Here is a 19,521-nt window from a genome sequence, read left to right as displayed (position 1 = left end):
GCCGTGCCCAAAACCCCGTGCACCAGCGCGCGACAAGCCATCCCGGCTTCCCCGGATGGCCGGTCCCATGGCCCCCTGTGATACATTTCGACGTCAGAACGCAACGCTACCATACCCCACCCGCCGCAGCATGTCCGAGCGTAACGACCCCGCGGGCCAGCATCAAACCGGACATGTCAGCCGGGAAAATGCAGGCGTGGGCTCACAGCACCATCACCCCGTCCTGCGCCACACGTTCCGCGTGCTGGCCGGCATCGCGCTCGTCCTTTATTTCATCGTCGCGGTGCTGCTGCTCGGCCTGCGCTATGTCGTGCTGCCTTACGTGGACGATTTTCGTCCGCGCATCGAAAAGCTCGTCTCCGAGAAGATCCACGCCGAGTTTCGTATCGGCAAGCTCTCGCCACACTGGTCGGGCTTTCAGCCCGGCATCGACGTCGCGGGCCTGACGATCCGCGACCGCCACGGCAACCTCGCGCTGAACGTTCCGCACGCAACGGCCGCGGTCTCGTGGCGCTCGCTCGTGAGCTTCGAGCTATTGCTCTCGAATGTCGTGGTCGAGCGCCCCGACGTGCTGCTCGCGCGCGAGGACGACGGCATGCTCACGGTCGCCGGCGTGCCGGTGCCCACGGCGCACACGGGCAACGCCACCTTCACGACCTGGCTCATGCGCCAGCAGGCCATCGTGCTGCGCGGCGGCACGCTGCGCTGGCACGACGCCACGCGCGACGCGCCCGAGCTCAAGCTCTCGGACATTCGCCTCGCGATCCTCAACGACGGCTACGACCACCGCGTCGCGCTGCAGGCGCCCGCCGAGGGCACGGTGCTGCACGGGCCGCTCGACTTCCGCGCGCACTTCCGGCACGCGCGCAACGCGCAGGCGGGCAAGCCGCTCGACTGGAGCGGCGACGCCTACATCTCGACCGGCCCCGTGGACCTGCCCACGCTCGCGCGCTACATCACCTTGCCGCTTGCGACCTATGCGGGGCGCATCAACAACGCAATCTGGGCGCACTTCGAGACCGGCCGCATCCAGTCCGCCGACGGTGTGCTGAGCGGCAACGACATCGCGCTGCGCACGAAGCCGACCCGGCCGCGCCTCGACCTGCCGGTCGCGCAGTTCAATTGGCGCCTCGCGCTCCAGCCCGGCGACTACACCCTGCAAATGCGCGATTTCCATGCCGAACTCGGACAGCCACCGCTCGACGACGGCACGCCGCTCACGCGCTCGCTCGCGTTCACGACGCTGAACGGCCATATGCGCCAGCAGTCGCTGCAGTCCGGCCAGCTCCTCTCGGTGAACGGCGACCGCATCGACCTGGGCATCCTCGCCGAATTCATGCGCACGCTGCCAGTGCCCGGACGCGTGCAGAACGCGCTCGTGCGCTTCAATCCGCAAGGGGTGATCGCCGATTACGAACTCGCGCTGGAGCGTGCAAAGCCCGAGGGCGGCGAAGCGGCCGCCGAGCAGCGCGACATGAGCGTCGAACCCATCGTCCACTATCGCTTCAAGGGCGACTTGCAAGGCATCAGCGTGGCGGCCCAGGAGCCGGGGCCCGGCCTCACGCCGCGCGGCCATCCGCGAGCGGGCCTGCCCGGCATCGAGAACCTTTGGGGGAAAATCGACGCCGACGAATCGCGCGGCTCGCTGCACCTCGACACGGCCGCGAGCACGCTCACGCTGCCGGGCGTATTCGACGATCCGCGCCTGAAGTTCGACCGCCTGTGGGGCGCGATGACCTGGACGATCGCCGCGCGGCGCCAGCCCGGCGACAAGCTCAAGGCGTTCGCAATTAACGTGAGCGAGCTGGGCGTGCAGAACGCCGACGCGCGCGCGACCACGACCGCGCACTACACGAACCCCGGCCATGGACGCGGCGCGCTCGACCTCGTCGCCAAATTCGATACGGCGCAGGTCAAGGCCATCCCGCGCTATCTGCCCACCAGCATCCCGGAGAAAACCCGCGTCTATCTGGGCCACGGGCTGCAGGCGGGAATCTCGAAAGGCGGGAGCATCGAGATTCATGGCGATCTCACCAAGTTCCCCTACTCGCGCGACCCGGAGGCGGGCCAGTTCCGCATCGTCGCGCCATTCCGGAATGGGCGCTTCGAGCCGACGCCGTTTCCGCCGCGCAAGCTGCGCAACGGCGCGCCGAACGTCTGGCCCGCGTTCGACGGCATCGACGGCGTGTTCCAGCTGCACGAGAACAAGCTGCGCTTCGACGTGGCGCGCGGCCACTACCGCGACTTCGTGCTGCGCGACGTGATCGGACGCATCGACGAACTCGGCATCAAGGGCTCCGATATCGTGATCGAGGGCGCGGGGCGCGGGCCGCTCGCGGACCTGCTCGACTATGCGGACAACAGCTCGATCGGCGCGATGTCGAAGCACGCGATGGAGAAGGTGCAGGCGCAGGGGCCGGCCACGCTCGCGCTCAAGCTCACGATTCCGCGCAAGCCGATGCCCAAGGTGACGGTGGCGGGCGCCATCGGCTTCGAGAACGACACGCTCGCCGCCAATAACGTGCCGCCGCTGTCCAGCCTCACCGGCAAGGTGCGCTTCACGAACCACAGCGCGCAGGTCGAGCGGCTCACGGGACGCTTCCTCGGCGGCGAGGTGCGCGCGAACGGCGGCCTGAGCGATGACGGCCGCTATCACGTGGACGTCGCCGGCAACGTGGCCGTCGATGCGGCGCGCGGGCTGAACCTGCACGGCACGGCGGCGGCGGTGCTCGGCCGCTTCTCGGGTTCGGCGCCGTGGTCGCTCTCGGTGGCGGGCGAGCGCGGCCATCTGCCCGACGTGAAGGCGCACTCGGACCTGACCGATCTCGCGATTGACCTGCCCGCGCCGTTCGGCAAGACCGCTGGCGCGCCCATGCCGCTGCGCTTCGAACTGCAGCCCGGCGCCGGCGACGGCAGCGACGCTGGGACTAGCGGGACGATGGCCGCCGGCGCCGCCACCGGCGCCCCGCTCTACGAACATGCCGATCTGACGCTCGGGCCGCTCGCGGCGCGCTATGTGCTGCGCCGCAATCCGGGGCACGTGCCGGGCGTGGTGCGCGGCGTGATTGCCATGAACCGGCCCGCCGATCTGCCCAGCGAAGGCGTGGTCGCGGTGGTCGACGTGCCCACCTTCAACGCCGATGCATGGCGGCGCGTCGCGCAGGAACTGCGCGGCAGCGCGGCGGCGAGCGAAACCGCGGCTGCAGCGGCGCAGCCCGCGTCGCCGCCGGCAGCGAGCGCCACTCCGCCACAAGCCGCATCGCCGGCAACGGCGAGCGCCGTGAATGCCGCAAGCGCAGCGAGCCTGGCCAGCGCGCCGCAAGCCGCATCGGCAGCGAGCGCCGAAAGCGCCGAAAGCACAACCGCCGCGCCCATCCCCGGCGGCGCGTTCGCACCCTTCCTGCCCTCGCGCTTCGCGGTCCACGTCGGCACGCTCACGCTGCTCAAGCGTCACTGGGAAAACGTGATCGTGGGCGCCACGCGCACCGGCAAGGAATGGCAGGCCAACGTCGCGTCGAACCAGGTCTCGGGCCACGTCGCGTGGAAGCCGGGCCCCGTGGCGGGCTCGCCCGGCACGCTCGAAGCGCAACTCGCCCGCCTCGTCGTGCCCGCCGCGACCGAGAACGATCTGCTCGGCCAGGCGATGTCACAGCGTGCCCAGAACATGCCGTCGATCGACCTCGTCGTGAACCAGCTCATCGTGCGCGACCACGACTTCGGCCGCCTGCAGATGAACGCCCACAATTACGTCGACAACGGCGTGCCGGTCTGGCAGCTCGACAACCTCGACATCACCAACCCGGATGCGCACTTCATCGCGACCGAGAACTGGCGCGCCGTGGGCGACGAAGCGCCCCCCGCCGACACGGCAGGCGCCGCCGGAGAAACGCCGCGCCGCACCGCGCTCGACTTCCATCTCGACATCAAGAACGCAGGCTCGCTGCTCGAACGCGCGGGCGTAGCGCACGTGATCAAGGGCGGGCAAGGCACGCTGACCGGCAAGCTCGTATGGCGCGGCGGCCCGACGGCGCTCGACTATCCGACGCTCGACGGCAACCTCGCGCTCGACCTGCACCACGGCCAGATCCTCAAGATCAATCCGGGCGTGGCGTCGCTGCTCGGCGTGCTGAGCCTGCAAAGCCTCGCGCACTTTCCCGAGATGGACTTCCGCGACGTGCTCGGCACTGGCCTGCCCTTCACGAGCGTGACGGGCACCGGACAGATCCAGAACGGCATCGGCCGCACCGACGACTTCAAGCTCGTGACCGCGCCGGGCCGCGCGCAGATGACCGGCACCATCGATCTCGCCGGCAAGACCCAGGACCTGCGCGTGCATGTCGTGCCCACGGTGAGCGCGGGCGCGGGGGTGATCGCCGCGACGATCATCAATCCGCTCTTCGGCCTTGGCGCGCTGATCGCCGATGTCGCGCTCCTGCATACCGTCGAGGTGGCATTCGCGCGCACCTATGCGATTACCGGTTCGTGGTCCAAACCGCACGTCGAGCGACTGCCGGATGATCAGGGTAAGATGAATACGCCGGTTCCGGCGCCAGCGCATTGAACAACGCAGCGGCTTGGCGCGCGCCTTCGTGCCGCGCACCGCAACCGGAACCAACCGCCTCTCTTCTCAAGAGCCGTCGATGAGCCATCCTGCCTCTCCCGCAACGCCCATCCACAGTGGTTCGAGCAGTAGTTCGAACAGCGCGCCGTTTCGCGTCGCCGCGTTGCAGATGGTCAGCACGCCCGATCGCGAGCGCAACCTCGCCGACGCCGAGGGCCTGATCGCCCAGGCCGCGAATCAGGGTGCGCGCCTCGTGCTGCTGCCGGAATACTTCTGCTTCATGGGCCACAAGGACAGCGACAAGCTCACCATCCGCGAAGCCTACGGCGACGGCCCGATCCAGCGCTTTCTCGCCACTGCCGCGAAGCGCCACGGCGTCTGGATCATCGGCGGCACGCTGCCGCTGCGTGCGACAAACCCGGCGCCCGAGGAAAACCGGGTACTGAACACCACGCTCGTGTTCGACCCGAGCGGCGCGGAGCGCGCACGCTACGACAAGATTCACCTGTTCAGCTTCGAAAAAGGCGCCGAATCGTTCGACGAGGCGCGCACGATCCGCCCCGGCGCCGAGGTTCGCACCTTCGACGCGCCATTCGGCCGCGTCGGCTTGTCGGTCTGCTACGATCTGCGCTTTCCCGAGCTTTACCGGCGCATGGGCGACTGCGCGCTGATGGTGGTGCCATCAGCGTTCACGTACACCACGGGCCGCGCGCACTGGGAAACGCTGCTGCGCGCCCGCGCGGTCGAGAACCAGTGCTACGTGCTCGCGGCGGCGCAAGGCGGCCAGCACGAGAACGGCCGGCGCACCTGGGGCCATAGCATGCTGATCGACCCGTGGGGCGAGATCGTCGACGTGCTCGACGAAAGCCCCGGCGTGGTGATCGGCGAAATCGACCTCGAACGCATGGCCGCCGTGCGCGCAAGCCTGCCCGCCTGGCGGCATCGCGTGCTGGACTGTCCCTGACGCCCCATCCACGAGCCATAACCGAAGCGCTTGAATTCAAGACGTTTCACCCGAATCTATTCCGACAGACACCGCTAACTGAGATTGCTAACTGAGCGCATGAACATCATCGAACCCGGCATCCGCAATCTGGCGACCGCGAAGGACCTGCTCCTTACGCCCTACGGCCTCGACGAGGCAGTGCTCACGCGCACGCTCGGCGAGATTTTCACGCACCGCGTCGACTACGCCGACCTCTACTTCCAGACCACGCGCAGCGAGGCCTGGAGCCTGGAAGAAGGCATCGTCAAGTCGGGCAGCTTCAGCATCGACCAGGGCGTGGGCGTGCGCGCCGTGTCCGGCGAGCGCACCGCCTTCGCCTACTCCGACGACCTCTCGCCCGAGGCGATCCGCCAGGCCGCCATCGCCACGCGCTCGATTGCGCAGGCCGGCGGCGGCAAGCAGAAGATCCAGGCGGCCACCTCGCTCAAGGGCATCGCGGGCCGCGACCTCTATCTGCCCGCCGACCCGCTCAACTCGCTCGACGCCACCGAAAAGGTCAAGCTGCTCGAGCGCATCGAGCAAATGGCGCGCGGACGCGACCCGCGCATCACCCAGGTGATGGCCGCGCTCGCCGGCGAATACGACGTGGTGCTGGTCGCGCGCAGCGACGGTGCGCTCGCCGCCGACATCCGCCCGCTCGTGCGCGTCTCGGTCACGGTGATCGCCGAGCAGAACGGCCGCCGCGAGATCGGCAGCGGCGGCGGCGGCGGTCGCTTCGACTACGCGTATTTCACCGACGACGTCCTTTCGAAGTACGTCGACGATGCCGTGCACGCGGCGCTCGTCAATCTCGAAGCGCGCCCTGCCCCGGCTGGCGCGATGTCGGTGGTGCTTGGCCCGGGCTGGCCCGGCGTGCTGCTGCACGAAGCCATCGGCCACGGCCTCGAGGGCGACTTCAACCGCAAGGGCTCGTCGGCGTTCGCGGGACGCATTGGCGAGCGGGTGGCCGCCAAGGGCGTCACCGTGGTCGACGACGGCACGCTGCCCAACCGCCGCGGCTCGCTCAATATCGACGACGAAGGCAACCCCACGCAGTGCACGACGCTGATCGAGGACGGCATCCTCAAGGGCTACATCCAGGACTCGCTCAACGCGCGCCTCATGAAGATGCCCGTGACCGGCAACGCGCGCCGCGAGTCGTACGCCGCGCTGCCGATGCCGCGCATGACCAACACCTACATGCTCAACGGCGACAAGGACCCGCAGGAGATCATCGCCTCGGTGAAGAACGGGCTCTACGCTGTGAACTTCGGCGGCGGCCAGGTCGACATCACCAACGGCAAGTTCGTGTTCTCGGCCTCCGAGGCGTACATGATCGAGGACGGCAAGATCACCTACCCCGTGAAGGGCGCGACGCTGATCGGCAGCGGGCCGGAATCGCTCAAGTACGTGAGCATGATCGGCAACGACATGCGCCTCGACTCGGGCGTGGGCGTGTGCGGCAAGGAAGGCCAGAGCGTGCCGGTGGGCGTGGGCCAGCCGACGCTGCGCATCGACCGCATGACGGTGGGCGGCACAGTCTAAGCGCCCGGGACCGCAGGATTCATGCGCAGCGGTGCGGAAAGTCCGCATCGCCGCGCGGATTTTCTGCATCTTTCACCGGTAGCGCGCGGATAGTCCGCATTTTTTCACGACCCAGCTTGCCAGCCACGAGAAGCTCGGGTTATAAAGGCAATCAACCTTTTCGACGTAACGAACCGAAGTTACTTCAAAGCCAATTCCGAATCCGCCATGTTCGCCACGAAGTTTTACTTTTACTTCTTTTGGTATCTCAGACCGCTGGCGGATCGAGAGGGTTGACAGTACGTGCAGGAACCCGAATACACGAAAAACCGCCAGCAAAGCCTGGCGGTTTTTTTTTCGCCCCATCGTTTCGAGCCTTTTGAAGAGCCCAGCTTTCATCTAACCGAATTTCGACGCAGCACCCGCGCGTTGCACGCTACACAGGATCAGGAGAAACCACCATGCCCCCGCACAACACCGACGACGTCCGTATCCGCGAACTCAAGGAACTCACGCCGCCCGCACACCTGATCCGCGAATTCCCGTGCTCGGAAGCCGCCTCCACGCTGATCTTCGAGTCGCGCCGCGCCCTGCACCGCATCCTGCACGGCATGGACGACCGCCTGATCGTGATCGTCGGGCCGTGCTCGATTCACGACACCAAGGCCGCGCTCGAATACGCGAACAAGCTCGTGGAGCAGCGCAATCGCTTCAAGAACGAACTCGAGATCGTGATGCGCGTGTACTTCGAAAAGCCGCGCACGACGGTGGGCTGGAAGGGCCTCATCAACGATCCGTACATGGACAACAGCTTCAAGATCAATGACGGCCTGCGCACCGCGCGGGAGCTGCTTGTGTCGATCAACGAACTGGGCCTGCCGGCTGGCACCGAATACCTCGACATGATCAGTCCGCAGTACATCGCCGACCTCGTTTCGTGGGGCGCGATCGGCGCGCGCACGACCGAGTCGCAGGTGCACCGCGAGCTGGCCTCGGGCCTCTCGTGCCCGGTCGGCTTCAAGAACGGCACAGATGGCAACGTCAAGATTGCCGTTGACGCGATCAAGGCGGCCTCGCAGCCGCACCATTTCCTCTCGGTGACGAAGGGCGGCCATTCGGCCATCGTCTCGACGGCCGGCAATGAGGACTGCCACGTGATCCTGCGCGGCGGCAAGACGCCGAACTACGATGCGCAAAGCGTGGACGTCGCGTGCAGCGACATCGGCAAGGCAGGTCTAGCCGCGCGTCTGATGATCGATGCGAGCCACGCGAACAGCTCGAAGAAGCACGAGAACCAGATCCCGGTGTGCGCCGACATCGGCCGCCAGATCGCGGCTGGCGACGAGCGCATCGTCGGTGTGATGGTGGAGTCGCACCTCGTGGCGGGGCGCCAGGACCTCAAGGAAGGCTGCGCGCTGACCTATGGCCAGAGCATCACCGATGCCTGCATCGGCTGGGACGAAAGCGTAGGCGTGCTCGAAGGGCTCGCCGAAGCGGTCAGGCAACGCCGCATCGCGCGCGGCAGCGGCAACTGAGCCGTTTTTCGCCTTATCGCGAATTAACGACAAACTTCAACGACAAACGCCCCGGCACAAACCGGGGCGTTTTTTTACATGGCTGCTGACGCTGCAGAACCTCAGTCGAGCATGCCCGAACCGAAGATCTCCGTGGAGATGCGCGCGGGATCGACGCCGCGAGCGACCAGCGCGTCGCGCTGCGCACGCATGAACGCGACCGGGCCGCAAACGTAGTAATCGGCATCGGGCAGGATCGCGTCGGCGGCGATGCGATCAAGCTCGACGCGGCCTTCGAAGTCGTAATCGACGCCCACACGGTCTTGCACGCTCACTTCTTCGTAGAACACCGCCAACTTCACGTTCGGATGCTCGGCCGCCGTGCGGCGCATCCACTCGCCGAATGCGTGCACGCCACGGTTGCGGCAGGCGTGCACAAAGGTCACCTTGCGCTCGCTGCGCTCGGCCAGCAGCGTGGCAAGCATCGACACCATCGGCGTGATGCCCACGCCGCCGCTCATCAGCACGACCGGCGTGGTCTTCTTGCGATCGAGCTTGAATTCGCCCATCGGCGCGCTCACGTGCACGATCGCGCCTTCCTCCACGCCGTCATGCAACAGGTTCGAGACGTGGCCCGGCTCGACTTCGCCGCGGCCGTCCTCGCGCTTGACCGAGATGCGCAGCCAGCGGCCGTGCGGGGCATCGGAAAGGCTGTACTGACGCGGCTGGTCGACACCGAGCTTGTCGACATAGCGCGTCACGCTCACGTACTGGCCGGGCTCGAAGCCACCCGCCGGCGCGCCGTCCGCGGGCGCGAGGTAGAACGAGGTGATCTCGTCGCTTTCGACGTGCTTGCGCATCACCTTGAACGGACGGAAGCCGCTCCACGGCGCGGCTTCATAGAGCTTCGCCTCGGCGCCGATCATGATGTTCGCGAGCTGCTCGTACGCCACCGCCCACGCGTCGAGCGTGGGTTGATCGACGGCGTCGCCCAGCACGTCCACCACCGCCCCCAGCAAATGCCGCCCGACGATCGGATAGTGCTCCGGACGGATGTTCAGGCTCGCGTGCTTGTTCGCGATGTGCGAGACCGCGCCGCCGAGCGCGCCGAGGTTGTCGATGTTCGCCGCGTAGGCGTAGACCGCGCGCGCGAGCGTCTCGGGCTGGCTACCGCTTTTCTGGTGCGTCTGGTTGAAGAGGTTCTTCAGTTCCGGATGTGCATTGAACATCCGCGTGTAGAAGTGCTTCGTGATGGTAGCGCCGTGTTCGGCGAAAACGGGCGCGGTGGCCTTGACGCGGGCGATCTGGTCGGCGGTAAGCGCAGTCATTGAGGCTTCTCCTTGTTAAACATGCGAATAAGATACATGTTTAATGACACATGCCGCCCAGGCATTTTGTCGCACCACGGCATTTTCCGGGTTGCGGAATGCACGCGGCGCGGGCGGTCCGGCTTTGCAGGCCGGCCGCCAGTATTCCACGCCCGTGCTTCAATCGCGTTATTCACTGGAACCGGGGTCGGGCTCGCTGCCCGACTCATCCATCGATTAATCCGCAGATTTATCCGCCGATTCACCCGACGCTGCGCCGCGGTCGTGGCGCCAGAGCACATCGGCGCCACCAGCCGCGCGGTTGAGCACGCGCGCGAGCACGAACATCAGGTCGGAGAGCCGGTTCACATAGCGGCGCGGCGTTTGTGCAAGCGGCGCGGCCGATTGCCCAGCCCCACCCGCCGCACCCTCCGCGCTCGCGTCCTGCGCCGCGCCGAGCGCGACGATCATGCGCTCCGCGCGCCGGCACACGGTGCGGCAGACGTGCGCGAGCGCCGCCGCGCGCGAACCTCCTGGCAAGATGAACTCCTTGAGCGGCGGCAGCGTGGCGTTGTACTCGGCGAGCCAGCCATCGAGGCGCTCGAGGTGCGCGTCCGTGACGATGGCGTGGCCGGGCATGCACAACTCGCCGCCCAGGTCGAACAGGTCGTGCTGGATAGCCGTGAGCGCGGCGCGCACGTCGTCCGGCAGCGTCTCGCACAGCAGCACGCCGATGTGCGAATTCAGTTCGTCGACCTCGCCGATCGCTGCGATGCGCGCATCGTCCTTGCGCACGCGGCTGCCGTCGCCGAGGCCCGTCGTGCCGTCGTCGCCGGTGCGCGTGACGATCTTGCTCAGGCGGTTGCCCATGATATGTCTCTCCGAATAGCAATCTGATTGAAGCTGATTTAAGCGCAATTGTGCCGAACCCGGCCCGCATGGGCCAGGGCCTGTTTGCGCGCGAGTCATGAGCGGCGGACCGCGCCCTTAAACGTTGGGCGTAAAATGAACTGCGCTCCGAATTCCACCATGCGTTACGTCCAAACGAAGGAGACCCCCGCGTGAATCATCCCGCGCCGCCGGCCTTTGCACGCCGCCCGTTCCCCACCGATCTCCTCGACAAGCTGCGCAGCGCGTTCGGCGAACGCGTTTCCTCGTCCGAAGCCGTGCGCGCGCATCATGGCCGCGACGAATCGCGCTTCGACCCGCAACTACCCGACGCCGTCGTGTTCGCGCAGACGACCGAAGAAGTCCAGTCGATCGTGAAACTGTGCGCGCAATATGGCGTGCCGATCATTCCCTACGGCAATGGCTCGTCGCTCGAAGGCCACCTGCTCGCGGTCCAGGGCGGCGTCTCGATCGACCTTTCGCAGATGAACCGCGTGTTGTCGATCAACGCCGAAGACCTCACGGTTACCGTCGAGCCCGGCATTTCGCGCAAGGCGCTCAATGAAGCGCTGCGCGACACCGGTCTCTTCTTCCCGATCGACCCGGGCGCGGACGCGAGCATCGGCGGCATGTCGGCGACGCGCGCTTCCGGCACCAACGCCGTGCGCTACGGTACGATGCGCGAGAACGTGCTGGGCCTCACCGCCGTACTCGCGGACGGCCGCGTCATCAAGACCGGCACGCGCGCGCGCAAGTCGGCGGCGGGGTATGACCTCACGCGCCTGTTCGTGGGCTCCGAAGGTACGCTCGGCGTGATCACCGAAATCACCGTGCGGCTCTATCCGCAGCCCGAAGCGGTGTCGGCGGCGGTGTGCGCGTTTCCTTCCATGGCCGAGGCCGTGCGCACGGTCATCGAAACGATTCAGATGGGCGTGCCGATCGCGCGCGTGGAATTCATCGACTCGCTCGCGGTGCGCGCGATCAATCGCCATTCGAACCTGACGCTGCGCGAAAAGCATACGCTGTTCTTCGAGTTCCATGGCACCGAAGCAGGTGTCGCCGAACAGGCGCAGCTTGTGCAGGAGCTGGCCGCGCAAAACGGCGGCGAGGGCTTCGAATGGGCGACCCGCCCCGAAGACCGCAGCCGCCTGTGGAACGCGCGCCACAGCGCTTACTTCGCGATGCTGCAACTGCGGCCCGGCTGCCGCGCCGTGACGACCGACGTATGCGTGCCGATCTCGCGCCTCGCCGAATGCGTGGTGGAGACGGAGGCCGACCTCAACGCCTCGCCGCTGCCTTGCCCGATCGTGGGCCACGTGGGCGACGGCAACTTCCATGTCGCGATCCTGATCGACCCCGACAAGCCCGAGGAAATCGAGGAAGCCGAGCGCCTGAACCACCTGATCGTGCAGCGCGCGATCAGAATGGACGGCACCTGCACGGGCGAGCACGGCGTAGGACTGCACAAGATGGACTTTCTCGTGGAAGAGCACGGCGCCGACACGGTCGACACGATGCGCGCGATCAAGCACGCGCTCGATCCGCACAATCTGATGAACCCCGGCAAGATCTTCAGCTGGGCGGCGTAACACGCGGACAACAACCATCCAGCATGGGAGCGGAGAAGACATGAACGCACCGGAGGCGAATATGCCGGAACTCACGCCGGAAGCGCTCGCGCAACGACAGCGCGAAGTGGTTCAGGCGTTGATGGCGGTGCTGCCGGCGCACTGCCTGCTGCACCGCGAGGAAGACACGGTCGCCTATGAATGCGACGGCCTTGCGGCCTACCGGCGCCTGCCGCTTGCGGTGGCGCTGCCGGAAACGGAATCGCAAGTGCAGCGCATCGTGCAGATCTGCCGGCGTCTCGACGTGCCCATCGTGCCGCGCGGCGCGGGCACGGGCCTCTCGGGCGGCGCCATGCCGATCCGCCATGGCATCGTGCTCTCGCTTGCGCGCTTCAGGCGCATTCTCGAAGTCGATCCCTACGCGCGCACGGCCACCGTCCAGCCCGGCGTGCGCAACCTCGCGGTGTCCGACGCGGCTGCGCCCTACGGCCTTTATTACGCGCCCGACCCGTCGTCGCAGATCGCCTGCACGATCGGCGGCAACGTCTCCGAGAACTCGGGCGGCGTGCATTGCCTCAAGTACGGCCTCACGGTGCACAACGTGCTGCGCGTACGCGCGGTGACGATGGATGCCGAGATCGTGGAATTCGGCTCGCTCGCCCCCGACGCGCCAGGCCTCGATCTGCTCGCGGTGATGATCGGCAGCGAGGGCATGTTCGCCATCGTCACCGAGGTCACGGTCAAGCTGATCCCGCGCCCGCAGACAGCGCAAGTCATCATGGCGAGCTTCGACGATGTCGTGAAAGGCGGCGACGCGGTGGCGGGCATCGTTGCCGCTGGCATCATTCCCGCAGGCCTCGAGATGATGGACAAGCCCGCCACGCGCGCGGTGGAGGAGTTTGTCAACGCGGGCTACGACCTCGACGCCGCCGCGATCCTGCTGTGCGAATCCGACGGTACTCCCGAGGAAGTCGCCGAGGAAGTCGCGCGCATGACCATCGTGCTGCGCGAGCACGGCGCGACCCGCATCCAGATTTCGCGCACCGAGGAAGAGCGGCTGCGCTTCTGGTCCGGCCGCAAGAACGCGTTTCCGGCGGCGGGCCGCATTTCGCCTGACTATTACTGCATGGACGGCACAGTGCCGCGCCGCGCGATAGGGCCGCTGCTCGCGCGCATCCACGAAATGGAAACGCAATACCGGCTGCGCTGCATCAACGTGTTTCATGCGGGCGACGGCAATATGCACCCGCTCATTCTCTTCAACGGCAACGATCTCGACGAGTGGCACCGCGCCGAGGCGTTCGGCGCGGATATCCTCGAAGCCTGCGTGGAACTGGGCGGCACGGTCACGGGCGAGCACGGCGTGGGCATCGAGAAGATCAATTCGATGTGCGTGCAGTTCTCGCGCGAGGAGCGCGACGCGTTTCATGCCGTAAAGCATGCGTTCGACCCGGCCGGCCTGCTCAATCCAGACAAGGGCATCCCCACGCGTGCGCGCTGCGCCGAATACGGCAGGATGCACGTGCGCGGAAACCTGCTGCCGCATCCGGATCTGCCGCGCTTTTAAACGGCGCTGCTGAGCCTCACCGCGGGCCGCACTTTCAGGCCACATTTGCGTGCCGGACATGCGCACCGCGACCCGGTGCGCATGCCGAAATGCGGAACGCATGACCCATGCGGGCCTGCCCCGGGTTGCCAGAGTGAGGCGCGTCAGTACAATCGAGCGAACCACAACGACAAACGCGCCATGGAAATCATGGAAGACGACGATATCGTCGCGGCCTGGTCCGAGCGCATTCGCGCGGCCACCGCGGACGGACGCACGCTGCGCATACGCGGCGGCGGCACAAAAGACTGGTATGGCCAGACGCTCGAAGGCGAAGTGCTGGACACGCGCTCGCACCGGGGCATCGTTTCTTACGACCCGGCCGAGCTCGTGATTACCGCACGCGCCGGCACGCCGCTCCTCGAGATCGAGCACGCGCTCGCGGCGCACGGCCAGATGCTGCCCTTCGAGCCGCCCCACTTCGGCCCGCAGGCCACCTTCGGCGGCTGCGTCGCGGCCGGCATTGCCGGACCGCGACGCGCAAGCGCGGGCGCCGCGCGCGATTTCGTGCTCGGCGCGGTCGTCATGAACGGCCACGGCGAGGTGCTGCACTTCGGCGGCCAGGTCGTGAAGAACGTGGCCGGCTACGACGTCTCGCGGCTCTTGGCCGGCTCGCTCGGCACGCTCGGCCTGATTCTCGAGCTTTCGGTGAAAGTGCTGCCCGTGGCGCAGGCCGAAACCACGCTCAAGTTCGACATGAACGGCACGGACGCCGTGCGCAAGCTCAACGAATGGGGCGGCAGGCCGCTGCCGATGACCGCGAGCGCCTGGCGCAATGGCACGCTGGCCGTGCGCCTTGCGGGCGCGGAGGCCGGCGTGAAGGCCGCGCGCGCGCTGCTGGGCGGAGAAGTCGTGGACGCGGTGGAAGCCGAGCGCTTCTGGGCGGGACTGCGCGAGCAGACCGATCCGTTCTTCGCCTCGATCGCACCGGACGCCGCGCTGTGGCGCCTCGCCCTGCCCTCGATTGCCGAGCCGTTGCAGTTGCCGGGCACACAACTGATGGAATGGGGCGGCGCGCAACGCTGGTGGATCACCGAAACCGACGCGCAAACGGTACGCATTAGCGCGAAGCAGGCCGGCGGCCATGCCACGATGTTCCGCACGGGCCACAACTACGACCGCAGCGCCGGCGTGTTCACGCCCCTGCCCGCGCCGCTCATGAAGATCCACCGCGGCCTGAAGGCTGCGTTCGACCCGGCCCGCATCTTCAATCGCGGACGCCTTTACTCCGACTTCTGACAAGACCTTCACGCCGCAATGCAGACGAACCTCGCGGACTTCATTCGCAATACTCCCGACGGCGACGAAGCCGACGCGATCCTGCGCAAGTGCGTGCACTGCGGCTTCTGTACCGCGACCTGCCCGACTTACCAGTTGCTCGGCGACGAACTCGACGGCCCGCGCGGGCGCATTTATCTGATGAAACAGATGGTGGAAGGCGCGCCCGTCACGAAGAGCACGCTCACGCACCTCGACCGCTGCCTGACCTGCCGCAGCTGCGAAACCACCTGCCCTTCGGGCGTGCAATACGGCCGGCTCGTGGAAGTGGGCCGCAAGCACGCCGAGCAGATGGTGTCGCGGCCGTTGCGCCAGCGCCTCTTGCGCCGCTTCCTGGCCGGCTTCCTGCCCCACCGCATGCTGTTCTCGCCCACCATGCGCGTAGCCCAGCAAGTGCGCGCACTGCTGCCGCGCCGCCTGCGCGACAAGGTGCCGGTGCGCCAGCGCGCGCTCGCATGGCCCACCACGAAGCACTCGCGCAAGATGCTGATGCTCGCGGGCTGCGTGCAGCCTTCGATGATGCCGAACATCAACGTGGCCACGGCACGCGTGCTTGACGCACTCGGCATCGAAACCGTGGTGGCGCCGCAAGCCGGCTGCTGCGGCGCGATCCGCCTGCATCTGGGTTACGTGGACGACGCGCTTCACGACGTGCGCGCGAACATCGACGCCTGGTGGCCCTACGTCGAGCAAGGCGTGGAAGCAATCGTCATGAACGCCTCGGGCTGCGGCGCGACGGTCAAGGAATACGCGCACCTGCTGCGCAACGACCCGGCCTATGCGGAGAAAGCGCGGCGCATTGCCGGGCTCACGCGCGATCTCTCGGAGATCCTGCCCGCGTTCCAGGACCAGCTCCTCGCCGCCACGCGCCGGCGCGGCATTCACACGGTGGCATATCACCCGCCCTGCACGCTGCAGCACGGCCAGCAACTGCGCGGCGGCGTGGAGAAGGTGCTCGCCGCGCTGGGAATAGACGTGCGGCTGCCCGTGGACAGCCACCTGTGCTGTGGCTCCGCCGGTACATATTCGATCACGCAGCCGCGCCTGTCCTACACGCTGCGCAATCAGAAGGTGGAACGGCTCAAGGCGCTGGAGCCGCAACTGATCGTTTCGGCGAACATCGGCTGCATCGCGCACCTGCAAAGCGGCACGACCATTCCGGTCACGCACTGGATCGAGCTCGTGGAACATATGCTGGCGGCCAATTGAATCCCGCGGTTTCGACAATGATTTCGACGACGATCCAGCATAGCGAGGCGCCGCTCTCGCCAACAGTCGGCCATTCGGCATAGGGCTTTCGGCACACCGCAAAGCAGATTTCATGCGCCAGGCGCGGTCCGAATGGTCCGTATAATTGCCTTTTCGTACCTATGTGCACCCACGCGCCACTTGTGGCTGAGCAGCGCCTGCGCGCCAGCCTCCATGCCGATGACCGATTTCGCCCACAATCTCGAAGCCGTCCGCCAGCGCATCGCCGTCGCCGCGCGCAATGCAGGCCGCGCGCCGGAATCCGTCGCGCTGCTCGCAGTATCGAAAACGTTTCCGGCACAAGACGTGCGCGCCGCGCACGCAGCGGGCCAGCACGCTTTCGGCGAGAACTACGTGCAGGAAGCCGTCGACAAGATCGAGTCCCTCGCCGACCTGCGCGCCAGTCTCGAATGGCATTTCATCGGACCATTGCAGTCGAACAAGACGCGCCTCGTGGCCGAGCGCTTCGACTGGGTGCATTCCGTTGACCGCCTCAAGATCGCGCAGCGCCTGTCCGAACAGCGCCCCGCAGGCATGGCGCCGCTCAACGTATGCCTTCAGGTGAACGTGAGCGGCGAGGCCACCAAGAGCGGCGTCGCGCCGCAGGACGCCGCTCAGGTCGCGCATGCGATTGCGGCTTTGCCGAATCTGCGCCTGCGCGGGCTGATGTCGATTCCCGAGCCCGAAACCACGCTCGATGCGCAGCGCGCGCCGCATAGACAGTTGCGCGAGCTGTTCGATTCACTGCGCGACTCGCTGCGCACCGATGGCCTCACGCTCGACACGCTCTCGATGGGCATGTCGGCGGACCTCGAAGCCGCCGTGCTCGAAGGCGCGACCATCGTGCGCGTGGGCACCGCGATCTTCGGCGCACGCGATTACTCCCACTGATTCACTGACGCTCACCATCACCATGAAAATTGCCTTCATCGGCGGCGGCAACATGGCCGCTGCAATCATCGGCGGCTTGATCCGCAAGGGCGTGTCCGCCAGCGACCTGTACGCGATAGACCCCAACGAAGACGCGCGCAAGCGCAACGCGGATCAGTTCGGCATTCGCACCGGCGCGGCCGCCGACGCCGCGCTCGCCGAATACGACGCGGTCCTGCTCGCGGTGAAGCCGCAGATCGCCAAGGCCGTGGCGCAATCGCTCGCGCCGCATCTGGGCGCGCATCAGGTCGTGATCAGCATCATGGCGGGCATCCGCATCGAAGATCTCTCGCGCTGGCTGGGCGGCCACGCGCGCGTCGTGCGCACGATGCCCAACACGCCCGCGTTGATCGGCATGGGCGCGACGGGCCTCTGTGCGGGCAGCGGCGTCGACGCGGCAGGCCGCGAACTGGCGTCGAACGTGCTCGGCGCAGTGAGCCAGACCGTCTGGTTCGACGACGAAAGCAAGATCGACGCCGTCACGGCCATTTCGGGCAGCGGCCCGGCCTATGTGTTCTATTTCATCGAAGCGCTCGAAGCCGCGGCCCGCGAACTCGGCATGGACGAGAGCCAAGGCCGCGCGCTCGCCATCGCCACCTTCACGGGCGCGGCGCAGCTCGCCTTGCAATCGGACGAGCCGCCCGCCGTGCTGCGCGAGCGCGTGACGTCGAAGGGCGGCACCACCGCCGCGGCGCTCGCGTCGTTCGACGCGTCGGCCATCAAGGATGCGATCGTGCGCGGCGCGCTGGCCGCCGACGCGCGGGCGAAAGAGATGGGCGAAGAGTTCGGCAAGCAGTAATCCGCGAGGCCTGCCAGACCACGCATGTAAAAAAAGCGCCTACGGGCGCTTTTTTAACGGCTGATCCGGGCGGAACCCGATCGGTTACATCGCGCCCGCAAAAGCGTAGTGCGCCGCGATCCCCACAAAAAGCGCGCCGCCCAGCCAGTTGTTATGGCGGAACGCCGCGAAGCACGGCATGCGCTCGCGGTCCTTGATCAGCGTGTAGTGGTAGACCGCGCAGCCCGCGGCGGCCGCCCAGCCGAGCCAGTACAGCGCGCCGAAGTGCAGCGTCGCGCCCACCCACACGTAGATGCCGAGCGTGGCCGCATAGCACAGCATGACCGCGAGCACGTCGAAGCGGCCGAACGTGAGCGCCGAGGTGCGGATGCCGATCTTGATGTCGTCGTCGCGGTCGACCATCGCGTATTCGGTGTCGTAGGCCACCGACCAGAACACGTTCGCGACGAGCATGATCCACGCGAGCATCGGCACCTGATCCTGGATGGCGGCGAACGCCATCGGAATGCCAAAGCCGAACGCGATGCCCAGATACGCCTGAGGAATCGCGAAAAAACGCTTCGTGAACGGATACGACCCCGCCACGAACAGCGCCACGACCGAAAGCTGCTTGGTGAGCGCATTGAGCGGGAGGATCAGCAGGAACGAGACGAACGCGAGCACGACGGCAATCGCCACCGCTTCCCATGCGTGGATGCGGCCCGAGGTGATGGGCCGCTCGGCCGTGCGCTTCACGTGGCGGTCGAAGTCGCGGTCGGCGTAATCGTTGATCGCGCAGCCCGCCGAGCGCATGAGCACCGTGCCCACCGTGAAAATCACGAGCAGCGAGAGCGACGGATGGCCATTCGAGGCGATCCACAGCGCGTTGAGCGTCGGCCACAGCAGCAGCAGGCTGCCGACAGGCTTGTCCATGCGGACGAGCCGCAGATAGAGCGGGAGTCGGGCGAACATGATGGGAACGGGAAAAACAATGCCGCCTATTGTAGGCGAGAGCGGCGCTGCCCCGCCCGCCCATCGTCCCCCACGCCGGCGGACCCGCTTCCATCCCCGCATCAAACCCCGCATCGCGCCCGGAATCAGCCCAGCATCGAGCTTGGGTGGTTCAGGCTCAGTGGCCCATCAAAGGGGTGAGATGCGCGAGCCCTTGCGAGGCGAGCGCCACGAAGCCGCTCGCCACGATCGCGAAGCCCACCGCGCGGCGCACCGCCTGCGTGCCCTCGGCGCGCGTGCGCGCCATTGCGGCTGCGCGGCCCGGGCCCATGGTCTTGAGTGTCATCGTCATCGTCCTGGTCATGATCGTGCTCCTGTGACGT

The 19,521-nt window shown here is 66.9% G+C and carries 15 protein-coding genes; 10 read left to right on the top strand and 5 right to left on the bottom strand.

Annotation, left to right across the window (positions count from 1 at the left end; all coding sequences use genetic code 11):
• Positions 1 to 130: 130 nt before the first annotated feature.
• The 3 genes from NH14_RS10205 (at position 131) to tldD (ending at position 7,091) form a co-directional block, all read left to right on the top strand.
• Positions 131 to 4,561 (top strand): YhdP family phospholipid transporter, encoded by a 4,431-nt coding sequence (locus NH14_RS10205; protein ID WP_035526818.1) that lies wholly within the window; start codon positions 131 to 133, stop codon positions 4,559 to 4,561.
• Positions 4,562 to 4,640: 79 nt separating this feature from the next.
• Positions 4,641 to 5,525, top strand: coding sequence for a carbon-nitrogen hydrolase family protein (locus tag NH14_RS10200; RefSeq protein WP_052148073.1), 885 nt, complete (start codon positions 4,641 to 4,643; stop codon positions 5,523 to 5,525).
• A 99-nt stretch (positions 5,526 to 5,624) separates the two neighbouring features.
• Positions 5,625 to 7,091: a metalloprotease TldD gene (gene tldD, locus NH14_RS10195; protein WP_035526820.1), complete on the top strand. Its 1,467-nt coding sequence runs from the start codon at positions 5,625 to 5,627 to the stop codon at positions 7,089 to 7,091.
• A 72-nt stretch (positions 7,092 to 7,163) separates the two neighbouring features.
• On the opposite strand, the gene NH14_RS10190 is transcribed toward tldD, so the two are convergent.
• A complete protein-coding gene (locus tag NH14_RS10190) occupies positions 7,164 to 7,469 on the bottom strand; it encodes a hypothetical protein (protein ID WP_152617153.1) in 306 nt (101 codons plus the stop codon).
• A gap of 62 nt (positions 7,470 to 7,531) precedes the next feature.
• Here NH14_RS10190 and aroG point away from each other — a divergent pair, with 62 nt between their 5' ends.
• A complete protein-coding gene (aroG, locus tag NH14_RS10185; protein WP_035526822.1) occupies positions 7,532 to 8,605 on the top strand; it encodes a 3-deoxy-7-phosphoheptulonate synthase AroG in 1,074 nt (357 codons plus the stop codon).
• A 101-nt stretch (positions 8,606 to 8,706) separates the two neighbouring features.
• On the opposite strand, the gene hmpA is transcribed toward aroG, so the two are convergent.
• Both hmpA and NH14_RS10175 read right to left on the bottom strand, forming a co-directional pair.
• Positions 8,707 to 9,912: an NO-inducible flavohemoprotein gene (gene hmpA, locus NH14_RS10180; RefSeq protein WP_035526825.1), complete on the bottom strand. Its 1,206-nt coding sequence runs from the start codon at positions 9,910 to 9,912 to the stop codon at positions 8,707 to 8,709.
• A 216-nt stretch (positions 9,913 to 10,128) separates the two neighbouring features.
• Positions 10,129 to 10,761, bottom strand: a complete 633-nt coding sequence (locus NH14_RS10175; protein ID WP_035526828.1) for a cob(I)yrinic acid a,c-diamide adenosyltransferase — start codon at positions 10,759 to 10,761, stop codon at positions 10,129 to 10,131.
• Positions 10,762 to 10,952: 191 nt separating this feature from the next.
• Between NH14_RS10175 and NH14_RS10170 the strand changes: the two genes are divergently transcribed.
• From NH14_RS10170 to proC, 6 genes are all read left to right on the top strand, one after another.
• The gene (locus NH14_RS10170; RefSeq protein ID WP_035526831.1) at positions 10,953 to 12,368 is read left to right on the top strand and encodes an FAD-binding oxidoreductase; all 1,416 of its coding nucleotides are present in this window, start codon (positions 10,953 to 10,955) and stop codon (positions 12,366 to 12,368) included.
• 61 nt (positions 12,369 to 12,429) lie between these two features.
• Positions 12,430 to 13,914 carry an FAD-linked oxidase C-terminal domain-containing protein gene (locus tag NH14_RS10165; protein ID WP_407947138.1) on the top strand — a complete coding sequence of 495 codons (1,485 nt, stop codon included), beginning with the start codon at positions 12,430 to 12,432 and terminating at the stop codon, positions 13,912 to 13,914.
• 189 nt (positions 13,915 to 14,103) lie between these two features.
• Positions 14,104 to 15,192: a glycolate oxidase subunit GlcE gene (gene glcE, locus NH14_RS10160; protein ID WP_035527054.1), complete on the top strand. Its 1,089-nt coding sequence runs from the start codon at positions 14,104 to 14,106 to the stop codon at positions 15,190 to 15,192.
• Between the two features lie 18 nt (positions 15,193 to 15,210).
• A complete protein-coding gene (gene glcF, locus NH14_RS10155; protein WP_035526838.1) occupies positions 15,211 to 16,440 on the top strand; it encodes a glycolate oxidase subunit GlcF in 1,230 nt (409 codons plus the stop codon).
• 219 nt (positions 16,441 to 16,659) lie between these two features.
• Positions 16,660 to 17,370, top strand: a complete 711-nt coding sequence (locus tag NH14_RS10150) for a YggS family pyridoxal phosphate-dependent enzyme (RefSeq protein ID WP_035526841.1) — start codon at positions 16,660 to 16,662, stop codon at positions 17,368 to 17,370.
• Positions 17,371 to 17,392: 22 nt separating this feature from the next.
• Positions 17,393 to 18,208 carry a pyrroline-5-carboxylate reductase gene (proC, locus tag NH14_RS10145; protein WP_035526844.1) on the top strand — a complete coding sequence of 272 codons (816 nt, stop codon included), beginning with the start codon at positions 17,393 to 17,395 and terminating at the stop codon, positions 18,206 to 18,208.
• 84 nt (positions 18,209 to 18,292) lie between these two features.
• Here the strand turns inward: proC and ubiA are convergent, their stop codons facing one another.
• Both ubiA and NH14_RS10135 read right to left on the bottom strand, forming a co-directional pair.
• On the bottom strand, positions 18,293 to 19,159 hold the full coding sequence (gene ubiA, locus NH14_RS10140) for a 4-hydroxybenzoate octaprenyltransferase (RefSeq protein ID WP_035526847.1): 867 nt from the start codon (positions 19,157 to 19,159) through the stop codon (positions 18,293 to 18,295).
• A 157-nt stretch (positions 19,160 to 19,316) separates the two neighbouring features.
• Entirely contained in the window at positions 19,317 to 19,502 is a 186-nt protein-coding gene (locus NH14_RS10135) for a hypothetical protein (RefSeq protein ID WP_152617154.1), read from the bottom strand.
• Positions 19,503 to 19,521 lie beyond the last annotated feature (19 nt).

It is taken from the genome of Paraburkholderia sacchari, assembly GCF_000785435.2.
GTDB lineage: Bacteria > Pseudomonadota > Gammaproteobacteria > Burkholderiales > Burkholderiaceae > Paraburkholderia > Paraburkholderia sacchari.
This window is presented reverse-complemented; position numbering and strand designations above follow the sequence as displayed.